This window comes from Borreliella carolinensis (assembly GCF_032595855.2).
Classification (GTDB): Bacteria; Spirochaetota; Spirochaetia; order Borreliales; family Borreliaceae; genus Borreliella; species Borreliella carolinensis.
Genome location: NZ_CP132456.1, coordinates 17,254 through 40,733, shown reverse-complemented (window position 1 = coordinate 40,733; position 23,480 = coordinate 17,254). Strand labels below are relative to the sequence as shown.

General features: G+C 29.3%; 27 protein-coding genes. 5 read left to right on the top strand and 22 right to left on the bottom strand.

The annotated features are described in order from the left end of the window. Window positions 1-297 precede the first annotated feature (297 nt). The 3 genes from QIA46_RS04770 to QIA46_RS04760 all read left to right on the top strand — a co-directional run bounded on the left by QIA46_RS04770 (window position 298) and on the right by QIA46_RS04760 (window position 3,162). The gene (locus QIA46_RS04770; RefSeq protein ID WP_301341196.1) at window positions 298-1,161 is read left to right on the top strand and encodes a hypothetical protein; all 864 of its coding nucleotides are present in this window, start codon (window positions 298-300) and stop codon (window positions 1,159-1,161) included. A 99-nt stretch (window positions 1,162-1,260) separates the two neighbouring features. Continuing rightward, a complete protein-coding gene (locus QIA46_RS04765; protein WP_301341195.1) occupies window positions 1,261-1,503 on the top strand; it encodes a hypothetical protein in 243 nt (80 codons plus the stop codon). 480 nt (window positions 1,504-1,983) lie between these two features. Further along, window positions 1,984-3,162 carry a hypothetical protein gene (locus QIA46_RS04760; protein WP_317268645.1) on the top strand — a complete coding sequence of 393 codons (1,179 nt, stop codon included), beginning with the start codon at window positions 1,984-1,986 and terminating at the stop codon, window positions 3,160-3,162. A gap of 60 nt (window positions 3,163-3,222) precedes the next feature. Here QIA46_RS04760 and QIA46_RS04755 read toward each other — a convergent pair whose 3' ends face one another. The 19 genes from QIA46_RS04755 to QIA46_RS04665 form a co-directional block, all read right to left on the bottom strand. Then, window positions 3,223-3,792, bottom strand: coding sequence for a DUF777 family protein (locus QIA46_RS04755; protein ID WP_317268644.1), 570 nt, complete (start codon window positions 3,790-3,792; stop codon window positions 3,223-3,225). Beyond that, on the bottom strand, window positions 3,782-4,720 hold the full coding sequence (locus QIA46_RS04750) for a DUF693 family protein (protein ID WP_301341192.1): 939 nt from the start codon (window positions 4,718-4,720) through the stop codon (window positions 3,782-3,784). Before QIA46_RS04750 ends, QIA46_RS04755 begins: the two co-directional genes overlap by 11 nt. A 107-nt stretch (window positions 4,721-4,827) precedes the next feature. Further along, a complete protein-coding gene (locus QIA46_RS04745; protein ID WP_317268643.1) occupies window positions 4,828-5,781 on the bottom strand; it encodes a hypothetical protein in 954 nt (317 codons plus the stop codon). A 39-nt stretch (window positions 5,782-5,820) separates the two neighbouring features. Then, window positions 5,821-6,384 (bottom strand): DUF792 family protein, encoded by a 564-nt coding sequence (locus QIA46_RS04740; protein ID WP_301341190.1) that lies wholly within the window; start codon window positions 6,382-6,384, stop codon window positions 5,821-5,823. A 15-nt stretch (window positions 6,385-6,399) separates the two neighbouring features. After that, window positions 6,400-7,779: a hypothetical protein gene (locus QIA46_RS04735; protein WP_317268642.1), complete on the bottom strand. Its 1,380-nt coding sequence runs from the start codon at window positions 7,777-7,779 to the stop codon at window positions 6,400-6,402. A 35-nt stretch (window positions 7,780-7,814) separates the two neighbouring features. Beyond that, window positions 7,815-8,018: a DUF1322 family protein gene (locus QIA46_RS04730; protein WP_301341188.1), complete on the bottom strand. Its 204-nt coding sequence runs from the start codon at window positions 8,016-8,018 to the stop codon at window positions 7,815-7,817. Beyond that, complete coding sequence (locus QIA46_RS04725) at window positions 8,011-8,499, bottom strand: DUF1473 family protein (RefSeq protein WP_316256553.1); 489 nt, start codon at window positions 8,497-8,499, stop codon at window positions 8,011-8,013. Before QIA46_RS04725 ends, QIA46_RS04730 begins: the two co-directional genes overlap by 8 nt. Before the next feature lie 99 nt (window positions 8,500-8,598). Continuing rightward, entirely contained in the window at window positions 8,599-9,021 is a 423-nt protein-coding gene (locus QIA46_RS04720; RefSeq protein WP_010257097.1) for a DUF1463 domain-containing protein, read from the bottom strand. After that, window positions 9,021-10,091, bottom strand: a complete 1,071-nt coding sequence (locus tag QIA46_RS04715; RefSeq protein WP_317268641.1) for a DUF787 family protein — start codon at window positions 10,089-10,091, stop codon at window positions 9,021-9,023. The genes QIA46_RS04720 and QIA46_RS04715 overlap by 1 nt, the downstream gene beginning before the upstream one ends. A gap of 107 nt (window positions 10,092-10,198) precedes the next feature. Next, window positions 10,199-10,738: a DUF764 family protein gene (locus QIA46_RS04710; RefSeq protein WP_301341185.1), complete on the bottom strand. Its 540-nt coding sequence runs from the start codon at window positions 10,736-10,738 to the stop codon at window positions 10,199-10,201. Beyond that, on the bottom strand, window positions 10,719-11,012 hold the full coding sequence (locus QIA46_RS04705; protein ID WP_301341184.1) for a hypothetical protein: 294 nt from the start codon (window positions 11,010-11,012) through the stop codon (window positions 10,719-10,721). Before QIA46_RS04705 ends, QIA46_RS04710 begins: the two co-directional genes overlap by 20 nt. Further along, a complete protein-coding gene (locus QIA46_RS04700) occupies window positions 11,009-11,383 on the bottom strand; it encodes a DUF1506 family protein (protein ID WP_317268640.1) in 375 nt (124 codons plus the stop codon). Before QIA46_RS04700 ends, QIA46_RS04705 begins: the two co-directional genes overlap by 4 nt. Then, window positions 11,380-11,832: a DUF3890 domain-containing protein gene (locus QIA46_RS04695; protein ID WP_301341182.1), complete on the bottom strand. Its 453-nt coding sequence runs from the start codon at window positions 11,830-11,832 to the stop codon at window positions 11,380-11,382. The genes QIA46_RS04700 and QIA46_RS04695 overlap by 4 nt, the downstream gene beginning before the upstream one ends. 3 nt (window positions 11,833-11,835) lie before the next feature. Beyond that, window positions 11,836-12,753 (bottom strand): hypothetical protein, encoded by a 918-nt coding sequence (locus tag QIA46_RS04690; protein ID WP_301341181.1) that lies wholly within the window; start codon window positions 12,751-12,753, stop codon window positions 11,836-11,838. 30 nt (window positions 12,754-12,783) lie between these two features. Continuing rightward, a complete protein-coding gene (locus QIA46_RS04685; protein ID WP_317268639.1) occupies window positions 12,784-13,395 on the bottom strand; it encodes a DUF228 domain-containing protein in 612 nt (203 codons plus the stop codon). Window positions 13,396-13,525: 130 nt separating this feature from the next. Beyond that, a complete protein-coding gene (locus tag QIA46_RS04680) occupies window positions 13,526-14,122 on the bottom strand; it encodes a DUF1357 family protein (RefSeq protein WP_317268638.1) in 597 nt (198 codons plus the stop codon). A gap of 11 nt (window positions 14,123-14,133) precedes the next feature. Beyond that, window positions 14,134-15,375, bottom strand: coding sequence for an anti-CBASS protein Acb1 family protein (locus tag QIA46_RS04675; protein ID WP_317268637.1), 1,242 nt, complete (start codon window positions 15,373-15,375; stop codon window positions 14,134-14,136). A 360-nt stretch (window positions 15,376-15,735) separates the two neighbouring features. Further along, window positions 15,736-16,341, bottom strand: coding sequence for a hypothetical protein (locus tag QIA46_RS04670; RefSeq protein WP_317268636.1), 606 nt, complete (start codon window positions 16,339-16,341; stop codon window positions 15,736-15,738). Between the two features lie 122 nt (window positions 16,342-16,463). Further along, window positions 16,464-17,105 (bottom strand): hypothetical protein, encoded by a 642-nt coding sequence (locus QIA46_RS04665; protein ID WP_317268635.1) that lies wholly within the window; start codon window positions 17,103-17,105, stop codon window positions 16,464-16,466. A gap of 413 nt (window positions 17,106-17,518) precedes the next feature. On the opposite strand from QIA46_RS04665, the gene QIA46_RS04660 reads away from it, so the two are divergent. Then, window positions 17,519-19,105: a peptide ABC transporter substrate-binding protein gene (locus QIA46_RS04660; RefSeq protein WP_317268634.1), complete on the top strand. Its 1,587-nt coding sequence runs from the start codon at window positions 17,519-17,521 to the stop codon at window positions 19,103-19,105. 63 nt (window positions 19,106-19,168) lie between these two features. Here QIA46_RS04660 and QIA46_RS04655 read toward each other — a convergent pair whose 3' ends face one another. From QIA46_RS04655 to QIA46_RS04645, 3 genes are all read right to left on the bottom strand, one after another. Next, the gene (locus tag QIA46_RS04655; RefSeq protein ID WP_301341174.1) at window positions 19,169-19,636 is read right to left on the bottom strand and encodes a hypothetical protein; all 468 of its coding nucleotides are present in this window, start codon (window positions 19,634-19,636) and stop codon (window positions 19,169-19,171) included. A gap of 1,003 nt (window positions 19,637-20,639) precedes the next feature. After that, the gene (locus QIA46_RS04650; protein WP_317268633.1) at window positions 20,640-21,992 is read right to left on the bottom strand and encodes a PBSX family phage terminase large subunit; all 1,353 of its coding nucleotides are present in this window, start codon (window positions 21,990-21,992) and stop codon (window positions 20,640-20,642) included. A 3-nt stretch (window positions 21,993-21,995) separates the two neighbouring features. After that, window positions 21,996-22,589: a hypothetical protein gene (locus tag QIA46_RS04645; protein WP_317268632.1), complete on the bottom strand. Its 594-nt coding sequence runs from the start codon at window positions 22,587-22,589 to the stop codon at window positions 21,996-21,998. A 134-nt stretch (window positions 22,590-22,723) separates the two neighbouring features. On the opposite strand from QIA46_RS04645, the gene QIA46_RS04640 reads away from it, so the two are divergent. After that, on the top strand, window positions 22,724-23,029 hold the full coding sequence (locus QIA46_RS04640; protein WP_317268631.1) for a hypothetical protein: 306 nt from the start codon (window positions 22,724-22,726) through the stop codon (window positions 23,027-23,029). Window positions 23,030-23,480 lie beyond the last annotated feature (451 nt).

Below are 23,480 nucleotides of genomic sequence, written 5' to 3'. Positions count from 1 at the left end.
CAGCAAGAGCCCTCTTTGTATAAACTTTAAAAACAAATAAAATTCGTATTTTAAAATATGAGCTATACTTTAAAGTAGCTGTATACTTAAAATCAAAGCGTAGCCTATAAAATCAATGAATAATACTACTTTTTAACTACCTCCAAAGAGGTTCTTTAACACATTAAAGAACTTCTTTTTGTAAAAATTAATTTCTACTATTTTTTTAAAAAATTTAATCAAATAGGCTTTAAAATACCTTATTAATAATTAATATTATTATATAATGAACAAATCAAAAGGGATAAGGAGAAATAAATGAGTAAAAGAGTAATTTTAATACTGCTAGAAATTTTAATTTTGTCGTGTGATTTACTTACAAACAAAGAAAAAAATCCTGAAAAGCAAGCATCTGAACAGCAAGTGCCCGAAAAGCAAACATCTGAAAAACAACCTCCTGAACAACAAGAGCCTGAAAAAAAGGAAATACACAAAGAACAAAAACCCGCAATAAAAATAATCCCCGTAGTATCCATTCAAACGATAGAAATAAGAGCATCAAATCAAGTTTCAACAAGCACCGAAGAATACTACAAACAAGCTTATCCGATTCAAACTTTCGATCTTGATTTTAGCATCAAAAGAGAAAAAGAATTTCAACAAACAGAAGATAAAATCTTGCCCGCTTCGGGAAAAGTGGAATCTTTGAGCATCTTAATAAATAAAAAATTGTTAGACTTTAAAAACCAAAAAAATACAAAAACCTCAACTTTAAAAAATCTCAAAGAGATTGAAAATATTGATAATTTCTTCAAAGATCAAGATTTATTATTTGTTTTAACCCTTAAAAATAAAAATGATGACAGCATTATTAGCGTCATGCTTAATCCCCCAAACGACACCCAAACACCCAAAGATTATTTATTAAAGGATCTTAAAGAAACAATTCAAAAGGGGATAAGTGAGAAATACTTAAATCCTATCTATAGATTTCAAATAAAAAACAACAAAGATTACCATTCAATAGATTACAACAAATTATCTATTAACGACAAAACAATAGAATTGGATCTAGTGCCTCACAATCAAGTTTTTCAAATGAACAAAAATTTCACTAAAATTTTAGACACCCTAACAGACATAAATAATCTAAAATTATTAATTCAAAAAGAATATATCTAAAATCAAATAGGGCTTTAAAAATAAATTACATTTAATTGATTAATATAATTTAATGAGATATAATTACACTTAAATTGCTTAGGTTAAAGGAATGATTAAATGGTTAGAAAAATAATATTTATTTCATTTTCAATATTTATTATGTCTTGTAGCGCGATTGGGCGTGGAATTTTAATAGATTCTATTCTTCATAATGTGCACAAAGAATTAGAACAAGAGCTAAAAGATGAAAATGGAAAAAAGAAAAATTCACAATCAAAACCCGCAATAAAAGAAAAGGCTGAGGACAGCTCTGAAGAAGATGAAAATGAAGATGGTGAAGAACAAGCTGAAGAGTCTTAGTAGAGCAATTAAATCATTTTAATATTTTTAAAATATTTTATTAGCTAACGGTAAAAATTTTAAACCTACATTTAAATATATTAATATATTCAAAGGAACATCGATTTTCACCCGATGTTCTCCTTTATTAGCAAATCTGAAAAATTTAAAGTATGCTGTACACTTAGTACAAAGCAAATCTTTTGTATCAAGATAAAATAAAGAAGAATGGTGCTGAAATTTTAGAAAAATTTATAAATTTAAAAACAGCACCACCACTTCAACACCAAATTACTAATGCCCCCAAAGGCAACAATTACAAATTATTAAATTTTAAATTCTACAAAACAGTAAGAATAAAAATTTAAAAATAAAAATACAAAATCTATGATACCCCCTTAAATCCCCTTAACGGGGGATTTTATATTTAAAATAAAATCAAAATCCAAAAAATGTGATATAATGTTTTTCAATATTCTTGTTTTAAAGGAGCGTAAGGCTTTGAAAGGCAAGTTTAAAAAAGCTTTAAAAATTTCAATATTTGCACCATTGCTGCTAGTTATTAGCTGTAATGCAAATATGGATACAAATGACAAAAACAAGGCCTTAAACGAATATAAATTACAAAATATCTCAGAAATCATTAAGAACAGCTTGCGGCTTGAATCAGACTCTGGCTTAAAAAAGGACCCCGAATCACAAATAAATCAAGAAACACCTCCTATTTTAGAAATTGAAAAAATTGAACCTGGAAAACAAGAGATTTCCTTAAAATCCGAATTTGAAAACGAAGGCTTAGTGCCGCCAGAAGGGCCAGAAGAAATACATATAGCAAAATCAGAAGAAGAAATTGCAAAAATACAAGAAAAATTATTGTTAATCGGGGCTGCTGATGAAACCACAGAGCAAGAATTAAGCGAAAATATGCAAAAATCTTTAAATCCAACTACAATAGAATTCAAAATTTCAACAACCACCATCAACGAAGTAATACTTACCCCAATTGAAGAAGAAGAAATCAATAATGAGAAAGACAAAGTTTTTGACCAAAAAGAAGAAAATGGCACTTTAGAAAATAGCACCTTAAGCAAAAGTGCAACACCCCCAACACAAAATCTGCAAAATCAATTCCAAAAACAAGGCACTCACTTGAGCAGCAATGGCAACCTTATAACAAAAGAATACGCAAATCAAGTTAGAGATTCTCTAGATAAAGCACTAAATGCAATAAAAAGTTTAGAAACATCTAAAGAATTTAAAGAGCTTGAAAGCTCCACCACAAACATAGAAACAACAAAAAATAGATTACTCGAAGAGTTAAAAAAAAGTGAGCTTGTTTTTGAAGAAACTAAAGATCCCTTAGGAACAAGCACAATAAAAAGAGCAATAGATGCTGCCAAGAAATGGGGAGAAAAAGAAAACACAAGCCAAATAGACTGGGATTTGGGCTTTAAGTTTCATCCAAACCCAAAGCTTTACAACAAATTACTGGTTCAAGAATACAAAGTTTTGGCCGAAAAATTTACTAAAGTAAAAAATGAATACCAAAACACAAAAGAACAACTAAAAGCTGACTCCAAATTAACAACCAACAGTATCGGCAAAATAATTGCCGCAACAGAAGAGTTTGCAAACCAAGTGAGAAACTTAATCTTATTGGCAGAAAACAATCATCAATAAAACTTTGACAGCAAAGTTATTCTTAAGAAAAGAAAAATTAAAAAAAATCAAAAACCCGCTTCAAGAAATCGGGCCTGTTTTCCCGGTTGTGGTTGTTGGTGCACCACTACTATTAACATAAGTTAGCGTACCAGAACTGTGCGTATGATTTTCAAACTTAGTTCCATTAATCTTTAAGTTGCCTTTAATTTCAATATTATCCACATCAATGATCAATTTTTTAGCTTTAAATTTTATATTCTCGCTTTGTGAATCAAAATCTTGCACACTTAATTTAAACTGATCAAGCTTAATGCCAATTTTCTTGGGATTAAGAACACTTAGAATGTAAAAATAATTTTTATCAAAATGATTATTATCACTTTCTTGGAAAATATTAAAATTACTTTGAAGTAAAACCACTTCATCTTCTGCTGCTAAATCAAGATTAAAGTTAGATATGCTGCAAGTATTAATCTTTAACCCTTCGTATTCTTTAATGGCAACAACGCCCGTTTGAGTTTTAAAGTCAAAGCTTTTAATAACACCTATTCTGCAAATAAAAACATTCTCAAAAAGATACTGCTTTACCGTGCCAACAGCAGAACCCTTCAAGCTACCCGACCCCACGCATAAATCATTATTTTGCATAATAGATTCCTTTTTTATTCTCACAGTAAAGCTCCAGATTTAAAACACACTCTCTGGCACTGCTTAATCTGGCACTGGTGTTTTTAACCCTGCAGTTGATGGTATTTCCATGTCTGTCTTTAAAGCTTAGATTATCTGCAATTTTAATGTTGTGCGTAAACATCACTTGTGCTTGATACAAACTCAAACCGGGCTTAACCCCCAAAGAATCTCTTTGGCACGGGACAAACAAAAGCCCATAATCCTCAAGTCCTTTGCACTCGCCAGAAACAGATTGTTCAAAATTCATAAAAATAAACCTTGAATCAACATCTTGCCCGGGACTGCCAATCTCAACAATAACAGAGTCAACGTACCCTTGTCGCCTTAGGTATTCTATTAATCCTTTTGGTGAATTGCAAGCAAAGCTCTCTTTGATCACTTTTGTTTTTTCAAGTTCATTCATAAAAAAGATTGCCTTGTCCTTAAACACATACTTTATTGCATCAGCAATAGTGCTGCCTTTGAAATTTTTATATTCAAATTTTCTCTCTAAAAAGGTCGCTCTGGACAAAAGGTACAATTCACACTCAAAGCTAAAATTCTCAAGCCCACCAATTCTTTCAACAGGCGCTTTTAAATATCCGGCCATAATAAACCGGTAATCTTGCTGGTCTGAGAACTTTTTATAATAAATTTTTACAATATCTGCTGCCTTAAAATCAGAAAAATCTAAAGGCGCATTAAAAATTTGAAGTTTGGCCTTTTTACTAGTTATTAAATTATTCTCAGAATATGTATTTTGAATAAAAATATTCAAATCGGGCATACCATTTTGAGTAGTAATAATAATTTTGGGCCTTGGGCCTGCAAGTCTGCCGCCAAGGCTATTTTTAGAATCAACTGCGCTGTAAAACTCAATCTTAAAATCGTATTGAAAAATAAACATCTTTTTTAAATAAAACTCCTTTTTAAATTAACAAGTTATTAATTAAATTAATATTAAATTAATAATATTTTAATAATTTAATTATTAAAATATGCAAATTTAAAAATTTAGCTAAACTGACCTCCAAGAGAATCAAAAAACTCATCTTCACTTTGATCTTCACTAAGCACATCAAATTCACTTTCTCTTTCATATTGGTAATCACTTTCTCTTTCATATTGGTAATCGCTTTCTCTTTCATCTTGGTAATCGCTTTCTCTTTCATCTCGGTAATCGCTTTCGCTTTCATCTTGGTAATCGCTTTCGCTTTCATCTTGATAATCGCTTTCTCTTTCATCTTGGTAGCTGCTTTCTAGCTCGTTTGAGTTTTGGTCTGGATCAGCCAAAAACTCACCTTCTGAACGGCCAAGATCATACTTATTTAAGATTTTTCTTTTGTTGCATTTTTTTACACCTTGTGGTCTTTTGGAAGGTTTAGAGCTTGAAAGCTTCAGGCCAACAGATTTGTTAGTTTTGCTTAAAGGCTTCAAGCTGCTTTGATCATCAAATATTCTTTTTTTAAAATTTTCACGAGAATTTTCACGAGATTTTACATTCTTAAGCCTACTACTACTAATACTTGATTGATAGCTTTCTAGAAAAAGAACTTTTTTAATAATTTTCTCTATAACAAGCTTTGTATATTCCGGATTTTCAATAAAGCTTTTATTTTTATAATTTCTTGTTAAATATTTATACTTTCTAATAATCTTAATTAACGGTAATTCCACCTCTTTTTGAAATCTGCTCAAAGCAAGTTTCTGTTTTATTATTTTTTGCAAATTATTACAATAAGCATTAAGCGCATTAAGCTTGGCAAGTATTTCTTTACTTTTGATGCTACCGGCTTTGTCTTGAGATTTGATTAAAATCCCATTGTCAATATCGTGCATTAATACATACGCCAAATCTATGTCTTTTTTGAAATTCCATTTTTTATAATTAAATGGTCTTGCCACACTTGCGTATGTCGTTGAAACAATAAATAAAAAAAATATTAAAATAAACTTAAATTGCCTCATTAATATTCTCCTAATATTTAGATGTTTTTAATTAATATTTTAACCTTTATAAGTCAAAATATTAAACGTTTTGCAAATTTTTACTTGCAAACTAATTTCAACCTCCTCAAGATAAACTGTGTCTTTAAGCTTTAAAGAATTAATGCTTACCACCTCGTGAAATCCTACCGAAGGGCTGTACATGCTGTAATAAACACCCAGATTAAACCTTTGCCTGAATTGCATTTTTATAAAATTGCTATTAAATTCTAAAACACTGTTCATAAAAGGGGTTTCTTTTAAAGCTCTTAGTAAAGTTTGATCATAAATAGATGACAAAATTCCTTTATTAATTGTTACAATCTCAGGCCTTGGAGTAATGTTAAAATTTACATATTCACTTTTTGTATTAGTAAAGTCAATTACCGCTCGATCTGAGCTTACGCTTGAGAGATTTTCTTCTATTAGATCGTGCTTTGTAAAAATAAAAAACAGTTGGGGAATGTACCCAAGACCTTTAAAATCAAGCCTTGGGAAAAGTAAAACAAAATTAGAAATGCTTGCTAAACTTGAGATTTGATTTACAATCTCTTTTATTAAATTACTGGCTTGCTCTTTAATCACTTAAAACCTCTTTTCTTAAGGCATTCTAAAATCATCATCAATTCCTCTTGAATTAAACTCACTAGCATTATTTAGCAAATTTGTAATGTGCTCAACCAAAGGCAAGCTTTCAAAAGCTTGTGCTAAAATAATGCCAAGATTTGAAAAAGTATTTCTTAAAGGGTCTAGCACGCTACTTGTAAAATCGTAATTTTTAGCCCACTCTAAAAGTTCTAAAGTTTTTTCTAAAATCGGGCCTAATCCGGGCTCAAAGGCAGCATTTATTATTTTGCTGCTATTTAAAATCTCAGGCTCAACCTTTGAATTTTTTAAAGAACTTGTTGGTATTTTAAAATTTAAAACTTTTTCTAAATTATTCTCACCCTTTAGAAAATCGCTTACCAGGCTAATCGCTTTTAAGTCATTTTTAGCGTACCCTTCGTTTTTTAAGTTTTGCGCAAGCTCAACAATAAAAGAGAAATCATTTGGGTTTGAGCTTGCGCTTGAACTTGTGCTTGAACTTGCACTTGAATTTTGCGAACTTTGAAGAATATAAAGTTTTCTTAAAAAATCATTTCTCTCAAGCTCTGTTTCAAAAGATCTTTTTCTTTTTAGTATTTTATTTGCACTTTCTTTTTGATTATCTTTGTATACCAAATTTTCAAGACTTAGCTTGGTCTTTTTGTCTTTTAAATTTTGAAATTCTTCTAAAGGCAAATTTAAATCACTAAAACCATTTTTTATATTAAAAAAATCAACTGGGCTTGGGCCTTTAAAAAGATTTCTAAAGGACATCAAATTTTTAAAAACAATCTGGCTGTTTTCGTTTTTCAAACCTAAAGGTTCTTGTAAATCCTTAAAAGGGGGTTTGTTAAAATTGGAATTTAATCTAAAGTCTTTTGGTACATTAGTTTGATCTTTGAAGGAATTATTAATAAAATTCTGCTTAAAAGTGTTTTTCATATTTTCGGTTTTAAAATATGAATGCTGGCTAGAGCCAAGATCTAATTTTTCTACTTTTGGCTTTAAATAAGAGCTTGGGCTGATTTTATCATTTAAATCCAAATCCAAACCACTAAAATCTTTAAAAACACTCTTTGGGGTGTTTTTCTGAGAATCATCAAAGCTTAGAAAATCCTTAAAATAATCTTTTTTGCCCAAAACATTCAAAGATTTAAAACTTGCTGATTTTTGAAAATTGTCACCTTTGGAGGTTTTATGGCTCTCGGGCCTTTTAAGGCTTAAAGATAAAAAATCTTTACTGCCTTTCCCAATCAAGCCACCAAACCCTTGGCTTAAAAAATTTTCCCTTTTTAGGCTTAAAAGCTCTTTTTTTAAATTACTCTTGGTGGCATTTCTGTCAAGAACACCTTCTAATGTAATTGTGAATTTATTATTATTGTTTTCTTCGTACATAAAACCCTTTAAAACAAAACCTTTAAAACATACTACTAAAACAAAAACCTCTCGTATATTTCCTTGTTAAGCTTTAAGCTTGCTACTCGGTTAACCTCTACAAGTTCTTTGTAGCTCATTTTTTTAACGTCTTTGTATGTACAAATGCCCATTACAATAGGAAAATAATACTTATTGGCTTCTCTTGTTAAATAGTCTATGTATTTAAAATAATTGGACGCAATCTCTTGCTTATTCATTGCCACCTTCTTGAAGAGAAGACTCAAAATCAGGCTTTAAAGAATCTTCAAAGCTTAAGTCTGAAGGCTTGCTTGTAATTAAAAAATCATAACTCCAACGCTCGTCAATGTAGTCATACTTAATGTAGTCGCCGTTTTTGTCTTGAAAACTTTCAACGTAAACTAAGCCGGGCTTTTTAAAACCTTCTATTGTTTCAAAAAGTGAATGCTGAACTGAAAAAAGAATTGTGGGAAGAGCGTACTTGTAAAGCTCAGAATATTTTCTCTCTTGGTTTAAAATTTCGTAAAATTCATCTAAAAAACCTCTTGAGATCATTAGTTTGGTTATTTCTTTTAATGTTCGCAGATCATTAAGTTTACTAATAAGTTCATCTCTTTCAACATCAAATCCCAAAATACTGTCCCACTCGTACATCGGAATATCTTTTAAAACGTATGTATGTGTTTTGGCTTTGGTTAATATTTTTAACTTGTATCTCATTTTAAATTTTTATCCTTTAATTAAAACTTTTTTAAAACTTTAAAACTTTTTTAAAAATTTTTATTGTTCAACAATTGCAATCAAATTGCTTTTAACTTTTTAACTTGCCTTCTCAACATCACAATTGATTGCATGAATTGTAAACTTAACAGTATCATTATCAGCTGAATACTTTCTAGTTGGAATTTCTGCAAAAAAGGCACTATTTGAAATAATTTTAAGTCCCATTTGATCGTTAAAAACCAATCTTTTTAACTTTTTGGATTTTGGTACATTCTCGTAAAATTGCTCATTGCTTAGCTTTGTTAAAAGCTTGTAATCAAGAGACCCTTTGCTTACTTCTAAGTCAAAAATATGAACAACGGTTCTTGGATCTCTAAAGCTTGGAATTGGAAAATTTCTGTCTTCTGTGCTTGCTTTGGCCATTACATTAGGCTCTGTGCTGTACTCAAGAGTGCCTGTGTCTATTAAATTGTCATTAAAGCTAAAAAATATTAAATCCAGTGAATAATATTCTCTCATTATGATACTCTCCTTAAATATTCGTTTATCTCTTGTGTTGTTATTACTAAATTAACACTATTAAAACTGTCATTGTACTTAAGTGCAACTGATAAACTTAAGCTTAAGCCCTCAGAAGAGTTAACTTTAAGTTCAATCTGTTTATAAGAGACAATAAGGCCTTTTTGTTTAAGTTCGTGAAAAAAACATTCAAGCCCTGCTGTGTATTCGTTTGGAAAATTGCCGTCCAAATTTAAAGCACCAAGCTTACTGTTAGCTCTATTGTTTTTATTCCAAATCCTAATAAGCTCTTTTATTGCTTCATTTTTAATGTAAAAAAGCGTAAAAGCTTCATCAATCGGGTCGCCTGAGAGACTAACTCCTTCTTTGAAAGCCAAAATGCCGTCATTGCCAGTTTCATTCAAAAGAGAGTAAAAATTAATATTGGATTTTCTAAGTGAATCAATTAAAAAGTCATCATAAACAGGAACAGAGTTTAAAATCATACCATAAGGATTAACAGCGTGAAAAATGCTTGCTTGATGCAAATAAACTGCTGTAAACTTAAGGTGCAAATTTTGATCCCCAGCGTAAACAGCAATAACATTTTTAAGCTCGCTTTTATCTTTGCCTTTTAAAAAATTTGGTAAGTTGCCATCTTTGGCAGAAATTACAATAAAATTGCAAATTTTTCTAATCTCTTCAAAATCACTACTAATAGTATCTTCTGATTGATTTACAAAAACAACAAACGGATGTAAATTGGATTTTAAAAAATCTTTAATCTCTTTAATCTGGTTGTAAACATAAAAATCAACAGACTTAAGTCCTTCTTGCCCAAAAAAATCATTGATTGCTTTTTTTAAAGCGCCTATTTGCTCTTCTGCTATTTTTTTCTTAGAAGAGTCAGACTCTTGGGTCTTTTGAATCTCAAGCTTTTCAAGCAGATCTTCTAAATTTGTAATACTTAATGCCAAGTGTTTGCTTGCTAAAACATTGCTTTTATAAATTAAAAGCGGACTGTAATAATTAATGTTGTTGAAAGCTAATCTGTTTTGCACCAAACTAATGCTTATTGTATCTTTTGGCATTTATCCTCCTTTTTAAATTTCTTTTTTTAATTTTTATTTATTTTTATTTTTATTTTTATTTTTATTTTTTCAATTTCTTTTAATTTCTTTTAATTCTTTCAAAGAATTTATCTCTCTTGTTTTAAAACCTGTATATTTGCAACAAAAATCTGATTAAAACTAAAACACATATTGGTATGCATATTAGAAACGCCAAGAAGCCCATCATTATTTAAATTGCTAATCGAGCACAGATAATAAGTTAAAAGCAAACAAGAACCACTCTCAAGCTCTTTTGTAAACTCAAACCTAAATCTATTCTCGTGTAAAAATTCTAAAAAGTGTTCATACACTTTGCAAATGTTCTCATAAGAATCTCTGTAAGCTTTAAGTAAAATAAAACTTAAAAAATAAAGCGAAAACCTTAGCCTAAACTCATTAAACTCTTTAAAAGAATTTCTACCCCCCAGATTTCTGGGCACAAGCCCCTCGAAAGACTCACTTTTTAATACAAGTAAATTACTAGTATTTGTGGCAAACTTTTCCAAATATGGGTGATTATAGGTATTTAAGATTTCTAATTCTATTTCTTTAAGATCCAAATATTTTTTAAAGTTTGTAAGTATTTTTATTAAAAACTGTACAGATTCATTTAGTCCTATAATCATGATTGTCCTTTTTAAAGCTTGGGTCTATTTGCCTGCTAAGTGAATAATTTTTATAAAAAAACTTAAACTGATCTTTTATTTCAACAAGCCCTTTTTGAATAGATTTTCTAAAAGCTGTTTTTATTCCTTTGTTTGAAAAAATATTAGAATAAAACTCTTTGTAAAAGGCTTTTGCTAGTTTGAAATCAAGCTCTCTTTTAAGTTCTTCAAATTTGATATTAATGCTATTTTCTGCATTAAAAGAAATGTTTTTAAATTTAATTTTTACACTCAAGAAGAGCTCCTTAAAACCAGAGTATTGTAATTTAGGCCTTCTTTGTAGCTCTTTAGCACCCCCAAGATCGAATAAACATCGTCAAAAACCTTAACCAAATCTCCGTACTCAAATTCCAAATTATCAAGAGTATACACCTTGGCGTAAATATTTTTATCAAAAATATTTACACCTTCAATCTCAACCACTTCTTCTGGATTTATTAACAAAAACATTCCTTTAAAAACAACAGTATCAGAATTTTTAAACATAGCCTCATAAGATGCACTTATTGGATCTTTAATTATTCTAAATTTACAGAAAAAAAGTTCTTGTGAATATATGCCTATAATATTACTTAAACCTGCATTAATCATCTCTAACGACTTCATTTAACCACTCCTATTAGAGAGCTTTTTGCTCTTAAATCTTTTATTAAACTATCTAAACATTTGCAAAAATCACCCCCACACCCGCTGGAGTCAAGATTTGTGGGGAAATATTCTAATGATATCTCTTTAAATTTTTCGGACTTGATGTTATTTAAACTAAAACCTTTTAATCTGTTTCGTTTTTTTAGCTCACAACCAATAAAATAATAAATCAAAACAAACATTGTAGAATCATTTAAATTTTTAATTCTTATTCTCTTATGAATTAAAATATTCTCAAGTAAATTTAAATATAAAGAAAATTCTTTAATGCTTAGATCTTTAAAATCAAGCATTAAAAGACTAAGTATTTGCTCATAAACTGTTTGAAGTGATCCTAAATTCTCACTCTTTAGAGTTTTTAAATTTTCACTTAAAGCCTGATTGGTATCTAATTTGCTATCATTCATTTTTTAGCTCAATTTTATTCTAAGGATTGAATTTTCTGTTGCCAAAATTGTTCCAATAGAAAAGTCAAGAAAACTTGTTCTAAAATTACTACTTGAAACTTCTGTGTATGAATTTAATATTGGCTGATGCCCATCTTTTAAAAGAAGAAGTTTGCTACTTCTTGGATATATTAAAATTTCATCGTCTAGCAAATTTGTAGTCTCAAGCTCAATATCTGCATCATTATTAATTGCGCTTATAAAATCAAAAAGCATGTCTTTGTATGAATAATTGTTGTTTGGAAGCCTTTCAAGAAGAAAACCTTTGATTTTGCTGGTTGTAAGTATTTTAAAAGGCACCTTTCTTTCATCTTCTAAATTAATCTTTGAAAGTTCATCATTTATTGATTTTATTTGATCTAATATGTTTGTCTGTTTAACTGTTTTGTCTATTTGGTTTGGAAGATTCAAAAGTCCGTACATAGTTTCATTGTTAGACTCATCAACAAGAAGAGTTCTTTTGCTGCCTCTTGAGAGTGTAAGCCCGCCCCTTAAATAGTGTGCACTGATTAACTTTTGTATCTCAATTATTGCTCCCAAGAGTCCTTCTCTCATATTAATATTTGTGTTTGCCTCTACGCTAACTTTTCCATCTGGCGCGTAGTACGTAAATGCATACTGAAAAGGCAAGTAATTAATTTTTACTATTTGTCTTTGAAATTTTATTGTTGAGACTGTGTTAAAATCATTAACCTTTAATGTGGGAATGTCTGTTAAATTAGAATACCACTTAATAATTCTGTCGCTTCCAAGAGAAATATTGCTACTTTGTATTTGCTGTGAATCTAGAAAATGATAATATTCCGGGATTGGGCATTCTTTAACCAAAACATCCCTTACTGTGTTTATATACTCGTCGTTATTTAATATGTTCTCATCCATTTCAAATTCTCCTATTTTAAATTCTCCTATTTAAATTGCATCTTTTATTTGCTTGACCAAAAAAAGAACTCTAACCCCGTAAACATCTCTTCTGTCTTTAAATTCTAAAGAAGGGCCTAATGCTAAAGCGTGAATAATTGATGCATTCTTGCTAGATTTTTCCAAAACCCCTTCGCCGTTTATTATTAATTTGTCTTCTGCTTTAATAGTTTTGTCTTTAGTAATCAAAACACATTCAAAACTACAAGTAATCGGAACAACCGTACCAGTTTTTGAAAAATCGTCAAAGTCCACACAAACCCCGTAAAGATCACTACCGCCGCCTCTTGCTATTTGAAGGTGCGAGCCATTAACAATCAGCTTAACCCCACACTTGTAGCAAAAATCTAAAGCTTGGTAATTTTCAAACTTATCAGCAGAAGAGCTTTTAAGTCCGCCTTTTTGAGAAAAATAAAACCCTTCTTCTTGAAATTTAGAACTGCTCTCAAACACTGGGTAACTGCCGGCAGTAACGCTTTGCAGTTTGTCTAAAACAATTTTTTGAGCCTGATTTTTCTTTAAACTTTCAAGCTGACTTTCAAGCTCTACTTTTGATGCTTTTAGTTTTTCTATCTCTTTTTGAAAATCAATTGAATCACTCATTAATAATCTCCTTTTTTAAATTAATTTTTTATTTAATTCTCATTAAATTTTCATTTAATTCTCATTTAAATTTTTCATTACAAGCTTAAATTACAAAAATTCAAACAAATTTAAGCTAACTAAAGCTAATTTAAGCCAATGATTTTTTATTATAATAAAATTCATTCTTAACCTCTTCCCACTCATTAAGCATTGCTTCTCTTAAATCATGATGCGTGTTTAAAAAAGTATTCCCGGCTCTTAAATTATTTTTTTGATCTAAGTTTATTCTTTGAAAATTTATAACTTTGTATGAATTTTCTGAATTCTTATTCTGATCAATGTTGGTCTTTGCAAGCCTTATTAATATCGCTCGGGAATGAAGGTCAATCTCTTCAAGGGGGCAAGTTCCAGCTACCGCAAATATTTGAGCTGATTTTACATACTTTCTAATAAGCTCTTCGGCTTGTCCTTTTACAACCTCTTTAAAAGAATACCCTTTTGCTAAAAGATTTTCTGTATTATACTCAAAACTTAAATTATCATTTGCAAGTTTATTTATCTCAACAGATTCTCTTAAATCATTGTGAAAAGAATTGCTGGATAGGTTGCTGCTTGCACTTTTGAGATTTTTATATTCCAAGAACTCTTTAAAAAGCACGTCGCTTAAAACTTCATTGTTTTTAACTTCAGGCTCTTTTAAATCTTCTTGGTTGATTTTGTCTGCACTTGATGCCATTTTTTCCATAATTACTCCTTTTAAATAACCAAACTTAATTGCTCTTTTAAATTTTCTTTTGCCTTGTCGCTTAGATCTTCATTTTCAATTAGCTTTAAATATTTAAAATAAACATCAAGAAGCAAATTGTCTTTTTGAAGTCTTTGCTCATAACTTAAAGCTTCAAGCTCATTAAATTTCATATTTAACCTGTAATATTTGTTAAGCTTGAGATTGCACGCATTAGCAACAGATTCTTGAACGCCTTTTAAATAATCATAATAATTGCTTTTGTCTCCCTTGCCGCTACTACCAAGCCCCTTGACTTGCTCATTAAAACTTCTAGTTAAAGGCTCTTTAGTATCAGCACCAATTTTTGCTTTAACAAGTTCAAATGCATCTTTTAAAAACTCTAAATCATATTTTATTACCTCAAGGCGTGCATTCTCTGATGCTGTATAAAAAATTCCATCATTGTTTAAAGCGCTTTTAATCTTGCTAAGTTCTCTGCTAAGCTGTTCAGAAGCACCACTTAATTCTTGAAAACTTTTGTTTGGCTGTTGAGCTTTAAAAAAGGTGGAAAATATTTTGCCTTTACTGTTTGCTAAAGTGTTAATTTCTTCTTTTGCAAGCTCTAAAGATTCAATAAGTTCTACCAAATGTTCGTCTTTGTAAAACAAAAAATTATAATTTCTTATTCTTTTTTCTATTTCAAAATAAATTTGCTCTAAAAGACAAATGTTAAGCAGCAAACTTTGCGTGTAGGCGGGTTCTTGCGTGCCTAAAACATAATCATAATTTTCATAAATTATTACTCTGCTTTTATCTATTTTTACAACTCTTGCCTTCTCAAAACCGTCCGGGTCTTTTGAATCAGAAAGATACTCTATGTAGCTAGAATCTCTTTTGTTAATAATTTTTTGAAAATCCAAATATTTAAAACCTGTGGGTAATTCGCTGTTAACCTTTTTGCTTAAATCTTCATATTCGCTTTTGGGTTTTACCAAAATATAACCTGCTCCATTAAATCTATAGCTTATCATTGCTTCAAGAAGAGCTTCTTTTAACTCTACCTTTAAACCAAAAAGAGAACTACTGCTTTCTTTCAAACAAGACGTTTCAAGCAGGCTTAAATTAATCCCATTCTTGAGCGCATCTTCTGCTGTACTTTCTATGTAATTTCTAAAAAAAATTGAATACCTATAAACATCAATAGGATTAATTTGGGATTTATTGTTTTTTATTTCCATTTTAAATTCGTTAATTATTTTTTTAAATATCATTATACATTATTATATCAAAAACAGTTTTTTATGCAAATTATTATTATTTAATATTAATTATCAAACAATACTGATATGCAAAATGCAAACATTAATGTAAATATTAAAATTAGTTTAAAATTTTAGAAAAAAACTAATACGTTTTAGAGGATTTATGCTAATATTAATTAAAGAATATAAGTAAAACTTACAAAATATTCTGCTTACTTTTGCTCGCATTGTTAAAAGATATAAATTATAAAATAATATTAAAAAGAAAATTAAATTAATACTTTATCCAATCCCAATAAATATTAAAAAGGTAGAGAGCTTTTTCTCTACCTTTTAATATTGAAATGCAGAAAATCCAATTGCATTCAACTACATATAAAAAAATAAACCCTGCTTGCCTTCTATTCCTCTTTGAGCAATAAAAGATGCCGCCAAAAGGGATGCTCTTATTGCCTTTATTAAGGCCTTGTCTGCCTGAAATGTGAATTTAATAACTAAAAGTAGCCCAGAAAGAAATTCTCTTTTCTTTAAATTTTCAATGCTACTAATCTCTTCTTCAGCTGATTTTATTCCTTCTTCATCTTCATGTAAAAAATCAATCTCTTTTAACCCCACTGAGTCAATTTCACTTACTGTATGAGAATCAAAATTGACTACTGTCCAATAAAATACTTTTAAAATCTTGTCAACAATCCTAAATGTTATAGGAATATCAAAATCAGAAATTTTATCAAATTCTAAAAGAAGGTGATTGTTTAACCTTTTGGCCAGATTGATCACAGAAATAAGTTTTGATTTTGATCTTTGAACCTTTAAATGAGCATCTTGTAAATCCTTTGTATTTAAAATTTTATTTAAATTAGTCTCCACTTCTAAGGCAGAATTAATGATTTGAGTTGATAATTCTTCGACAAATTCAATATTATTAAATTTGGAATTTTGAAAATTACTCTTTGCATTATTGTTCTCACTCATACCCTAATAAAGATATAGCCTTAAAAAGATACTTAAAGGTCAGAACTTAAAAGTCTTTTGAAAAATATAAAAACAGGTTCTATAGAGAACCTGTTTTTATAAAGAAATCGCATTTTATATGTTTAAACATTTCCACAATTTTCCAAATTTTTCAATTCTTTGTTGCTATCGCTTTGGGTAAATATCCTTTTAATTACTTTAAAAATCTCTTCATTGCATTTCTCAGGCTTTTGAACGCTATCATCATCGCCCTTTTTGTACTCATCAACACCAAACGCATCAGCTACCTTTTGGAAAAATAAACTTAAAGCCTCGCCTTTGCTATTTTTAATTTTGTAACAAACATATTCTTTAAAGCCCAAAGATTGCTGCTCGGCTCTTTGCTTTTTGCTTGCATCTACTGCTTTAGATACAATCCCGCAAATATTATCAAAAGAACTTATAAACTCTTTTTGTCTGTTAACATCCTTAGAAAGCCAATCAAAAAATTCTCTATAAGATTTTTCGTATACGGTTTTTAAAGTATCATCTCTACCATTAGCGCCCATTGCATCTTTTAAAAATACTTTTAAAGTCTCTAACTTTTCAGCTTCTTCGAAAGTTAAAGAGTTCTCTTCAGGAATCAGCTCTTTAACTACATCTACATCAGCAACAACAAGAGGAATGTCATCTCCAGAATAAATTTCTGTAAGCGACTTAACATCACTAAACTGCTTACAAGAAAACACCGCCAATAACATTAATAAAATACTTATCCTTTGCATCACAACCTCCGCTAAAATAAGTCGTCATTATAGTTCATTTTCTAGCATTCTCAAGATATGCAAATAAAGGTTTAATTTTATTTGAATTATTTGAAAAAAATAAAGAGAGATATATATTTGTCTTATTGTTATAAATCAACAATTCATTGAAAACTTCTTTAAAACTACAAATAGGGTCTTGAAGGCCTTATTTGTAGTTTTAAATAAAAAGTGCACAAAGTGGACAAATAATGTGCCTTTTTTTTGGGGCTTTTCTTTAAATTTCCTTTGAATAAAAACCATTTATTTAGCAAATAAATAAAAAATAACAAAGCCTTAAAGCGTCAAACAAAGACATAAAATATTTTAAAAAATTATATTGCAATATAATTTGCTATTAATTATTGCAAAAACAAAAAGGAGGCGCAAAGGATATGTTAATAAAAAAAAGGTTACTTTTAACACTGGGCATTGCTGCTGCAATATCTTGCACAATTTCTAAACAAAAAGATGATATTATCTTTGGCGTTGGAATTGGAAACAAACCAACATCACTTGATCCACACTTTTGCAGCGACAAAATAGGTAATTTAATTGTAAACGAACTATTTGTTGGGCTTTTAAGGGGGGATCCCAAAACGGGTGGCTACAGAGCAGGACTTGCAAAAAATTGGGACATTTCTTACGACAACACTTGCTACACATTCCACCTAAGAGACGACATTTATTGGAGTGATGGAGTTAAAATAACGGCAAGTACCATTAGAGATTCCTACATAATGGCCTTAGAAAATGAGATTGATGTACCAAATGTTAGCATACTAATATCAAAGATAAAAAATGCAAAAGAATTTCACGAAACAAAATTAAATGTAGATGAAGTTGGAATAAAGGTGATTAATGATCAAACCTTAGAAATAACTCTCTCTCGCCCAACAACATATTTTCTTGACATGCTTACACACCCAATATTCATGCCCATTCCTATTCACGTTGTTAAAAAGTTTGGGAATAAATGGACAGACGCAGAAAACATGGTTACAAACGGGCCTTTTAAGCTAAAAAGAAGCATTTTAAACGAAGAAATATCTCTTGAGAAGAATATAAAATTTTACGATGCTAAAAACGTTGCCATTAATGAGCTTATATTTGTTACTATAAGCGACGCCCGCAGAATTTACAGCATGTATGAGCACAACGAAATAGATGCTATTTTTAACAGCATTCCCTTAACCCTTATTAATGAGCTTATTTTAAGAGAAGATTTTTATTCAGCCGACATTAATCAAATTGGTTTTTTTTCATTAAATACAAACGTTAAACCTCTTAACAACCCAAAAGTAAGAGAAGCATTGGCTCTTGCGGTTGACAGAGAAACTCTCGTCTACAGAGTGCTTGATAACAACTTTAAAGCAACAAGAAAAATAAGCCCTAATATTAATAACTACAATTATGGGAAAAAGCTAAAGCCATACAACCCAAGAAAAGCAGAAAAACTTTTAGCCGAAGCGGGATATCCGGATGGAAAAAATTTTCCAACACTTACAATAAAATACAACAAAAATGACCTTGAAAAAGAAGTTGTAAGTTTTATTCAAAGCCAATGGAAAAAAGTTTTAAATATTGATATAGAAATTGAGCCTGAGACATGGACTAACCACATATCAAACATTCTAAAAGGTCAATATGAGATCTCAGTAAGTTCCTGGCAAGGAGATTATTTAGATCCCATGGCATTCTTTAATATATTTGAAACCAAAAGTGCACATTTTGCATCTTACGGCTATTCAAATCCCGAAATTGATGAGCTTATAATCAAATCTGATCTTGAGGGGGATGAAAAACTAAGATTAGAAATCTTAAAAAAGATAGAAGAAATAATCATTGAAAATGATTATCCAATAATTCCATTATACAGTGTTGCGGGAAATTATCTTTTTAAAAATGATAAATGGACAGGGTGGAATACAAACAATTCAGAAAGATTTGCCCTATCAGAAATAAAACCTTTAGAAGAATAAATGCTTTTTTATAAGTAGAGTCTGTAATTTTGGGCTCTATTTATAAAAAACTTATTATAAAACTTATTTTTGCATTAGCGCTAAAGAGCTCTCTTTTAAATGCATCAAATCCTTTAAAACCTTATTAAAGTCAACGCTATTGCTAAGAATACAACTACATATTTCTCTTAATTTTTCATCTATATCTGAATATTTTTGATTTAAGAGCCTCAATTCTGGCTGTGGATCAAAAGCGGCACAACTACCACCACTTAACATATTAAGCCTGCTTAAGCTGCTGCTGCTTTTTTCTATTAACCCGTGCTGTACTTTTAAAATCTCCAATATTTTGCTTAAAAGATTAATTTTTTGTTCGCTAGATTCGCTAAAAAAATTGCTAACTTTAATCTCACTATAATTAGATATCCTGGAGCTTATTTTATCAGTTAAGCTTTTAAATTTTCTTTGAATTTTTAAAATAGCATTTTCTCTCTCGGATAAAGAAAGCTTCAAAAAATTTAAATCATATTGATTAAAATTATTTTGTTTCATATTAGAAAAATCATTTAAATAACAAGACCTTGCTATTACCACAAATATATATACATAAATATATCTCTTCGTATATATTCTCCTAATCTAAATTTAGGAGGAAATTTAATTTATCTCAAAAGTACAAAATCATTTTAAATAACCAAAAAACATACATCTTTTGCTAACGCCATTCAATTTAAATATATTGCTTAACATTAAAATTACTTTAAAATTTTTAATAAGCTTAATAAGCTTAATACGTTTAATTCTTTCTGATTAATTTAAGCTTTTTTATTTCTACGATATCGCTCTCTGGCTCTTAATTTAAGTTTTTCTTTGTTTTTTTGATAATACGCTCTGTTATAATCTGAGGCTTTCTGCTTATTTTTGGACAATACTCTTTTATTGTTTAATTTCTTAAAAGAACTACAGGCCAAAAAACACATTAAAAAAAAAAGTACACAAGCAATTCTCATATTTCCCTCTCCTTGAAATACATTTGAATAGACAAATTGTAAAAATACCTTAAAACAGGCGAATTCGACAATTTTATTCAATTTTTAGAAAAATTTTATAAAAGCATCGAATTCAATCAAAGTCTATTCAAAATTGATGTAAAAAATAACTTTCTTTCTAAAAACAACCTACTTGAAATATCTTCAATTCTAAGGTTCTCGAGAGAAAAATAAAAAAATTCTGATATTCATAAACACTATCCCTTCAAAAAAAATAATAAAAATTAAATTATAAATCATATCAACAATATTCCCCAAAAAAATAACCTTAAAAAGGAATTTTTCAAAACTTTTAAAAGATTAAATATTGGCTTTTTATTTTTTATAAAAAATTATATTTATTAATAATAAATTTTAACTACTTTAAAAATTTATTTAATATTGCTTTGATCTAGATTTAAGGCAAATAGAAATTTTTTAAAAAAACTAGCAAAAAAAGATAAAAACTTTTTAAATAATTATTAATAAGAAAAAACTTAAATTAATACCCAAAAATTTAGATCAAATTATAAATATTTAAACTTGCCGAAATGAAATAATTTTTCTTTATGATTTAGCGTTAAAAGAAGATAAGCATTTGCAAGAGAATCAAGTGCATCATCTTTTGTTTTGCCGTCTCCTTTGTAGCTGTAAATATCAGATACTACATTTTTATTTATTATTTTTAAAAATTCTATTTTGCGGCTTTCAAACAAAGGAATAAGCGCGCAGATTCTTTTGAATTTATTGCTTGAGGGCTTAATTGGCGCAACTTTAAAATAGTTAATGCTTTTGCTTCTTAAAAAAAGAATTGTCTTGGTTAAAATCCCATCTCCTTTGGTACTATCTCTCTCTTCAATGTAAACAGTATTTACATTGAAATTTTCTATTAAAACTTGAATAGAAGAAAGCATTAAACTATCACTTACTGGTTTTTGATCTTGATAAATATATGCATAAAACTTCTCAAAGGTGCGCTCTAAAACACAAACAGCTGTATTGTCTCCACCCACTGAGAATGCAGGATCAATGTACATTATTGGGCTTTTAAATTCATAATCTTGATTGAAAATCATTTCATTAAATAGAGTAGATTCATTTAAAATCCATTCCCCGTAAAGCACGCGCGCCTTATAAGCGGGAAAACGTTTGTAAAGTTTCTCCTGGGTTTGAATAAAATCTGCTGAATTTAAAGGGTTGTCGTACGTTGTAAAATTATATGTTTTAAAAACATCTGTATTTTCAATATAGTCTGTTTTGAAATAGTGCGCTGGATGATCAGGATTTGTATCAAAAATAATTATTTCTTTGCCCTTTCTAAGCCTTTTGACCACTTCAAGTAAAGTTTCTCTGTGAATTACTGTTGCCTCATTTACATAAATTATTGCACTATTGCCCCCACGAATCTTAGAAAAAGCATCTCTGTTTTTACCCCCGTAAATATTAAGCTTAAGGCCTGCTATTTTGCAAAAAGACTGCCCACTTTTCTTTTTCTGATATTCAATTCCTAGCAAGCTGCAAATTTTTTCTATTTGTTTTATGGTATTTGTCATCAATAAGCCAATAGAATTGCCGATAATAAAATTATTGGTATCTTGCTCATAAAAAGATTTGTTTTCAATTAGCTTTTTAACAAGCAAATATGAGGCTAAAAAAGTCTTGCCACTTGCAATCCCGCCGCTAAATATTACTTTTGAATAATTATTACTTTCTATGTCAAAAAGAACTTCCTTTTGCTTAACAGTTAAGTATTTGTTTTCAAAATCCTTAAAACAAATGTTGGTTGGTTTTGGCTTAATATAATCCAAAATATTAATATTAAACTTATTTTTAAACTTTTTCTCAAGATTGAGAAATGCCGGAAATCTTAAAAATTTCAAATTTTACTCCAATTTTAAATTCTTACTACTTAAAACAGACTTAAGCTTAACAAGAGCCTCAAAATCTTCTCTCATGCAAATAGTAATAAGCTTTTTTTCAATCTCTTCTCTTTCTTTAATCTTACAAGAAAGCTCTCTCTCAAGGCTTTCTTGTTCTTTAAGGCCTCTTTTTTTATTGCCGCTAATCTCGCTTTGAAGTTTGCTAATTTTTAAATCTAAGATTAATGCATCCTTTTTTATTGCTGCTAAGCTGAGATTTTTATATTTGTTGTAAGAATCAATAAAAGAACGAGCCATCTCGTAGAATAACTTTTCAGTTTCGTTTTTGGCATTTTCAAGCTCACAGGCCTTTTTTGTAGCAAGTAGTATTAAATTGTTGAAATTATCCTCGTTAAAAGGCTCTTTGGTAATACTTTCTCCTGCCCGGTTGCTAGAAATAGAGCTCTTTTTGAAAACAGAATCATCGGATTTAAAATATTTGTTTCGGGCTTTTGCTACAAAAGACTCACTAACGCCTAAAATTTGAGCAATGTCTAAATCTTTTAAACCTTTTTTAAATAAAAAAATATATTCTTCTTTTCTATTTTTAAATATCATTGTTTTATTTTAATTAAGTTCTTTTAAAAACTCAAGAAAAATTATTATTTTTTTATTGTGAATAATTTAATTAACGAGATATATTTTTTAAATAGAATAAAATTAATAAAAATAAATGGTAAAAGAAAAAAGAAATGTTTAAAATAAAATATATTTTGTTGCCAGCGGTAATGTTATCGTGCAATATGGACGGCGGGGCATTTACTGGGGAGCAAAAAGCAAAAATCAAAAAAATCGTTGCTAACAAACAAAACAAAAGATTAAAACGCTTAATAGAAACCGCTGGGAACAATAAAGCTAATGAAAGTTTGCTGAGCATAATAATCAAAGGAAAAAATAAAATAGTCTCTGGAGCTGGCAAAACAGAACAATTTTTTAAGGAATTAAAAGGCATTTTCAAGCCTTATGGGTCCGCTGGCCGCACTCCTCTTCTTAATTAAAACAGTGTCAAAATAGTCAAAATACTCAAAAGAGAAGCCAATAAATTGCGGGAGCATGGCTTCTCTTTTATTTTTAAGACCTAAATTTTAGATCTTTGTTTTAATTTACAAAATAATACAAAATAACTAATTTGTATTATTTATGTCAAACTGGAAATAAATATCAAAATTATAAACCCGCTTAAAAGGCCAGCTTATAATTCCAAACAATGTTACTGCTATATTTGCATAAAACAAATTCATGCCCTCCTAACAAAAATAAAATTAAAACCAACAAGGCTTAAAAATAACGGATTTAAAATAACGGATTTAAAATAAAAGTTTTGCAACTTAGTACAAATGCACAAATTGCATTGACTTTTTACATCAAAACTATTACTAATTTATTTTATTTTTAATAAACTGGGCTAAAATTTAGATTTATTTAAACAAAATTAATATGCAGGAGGTT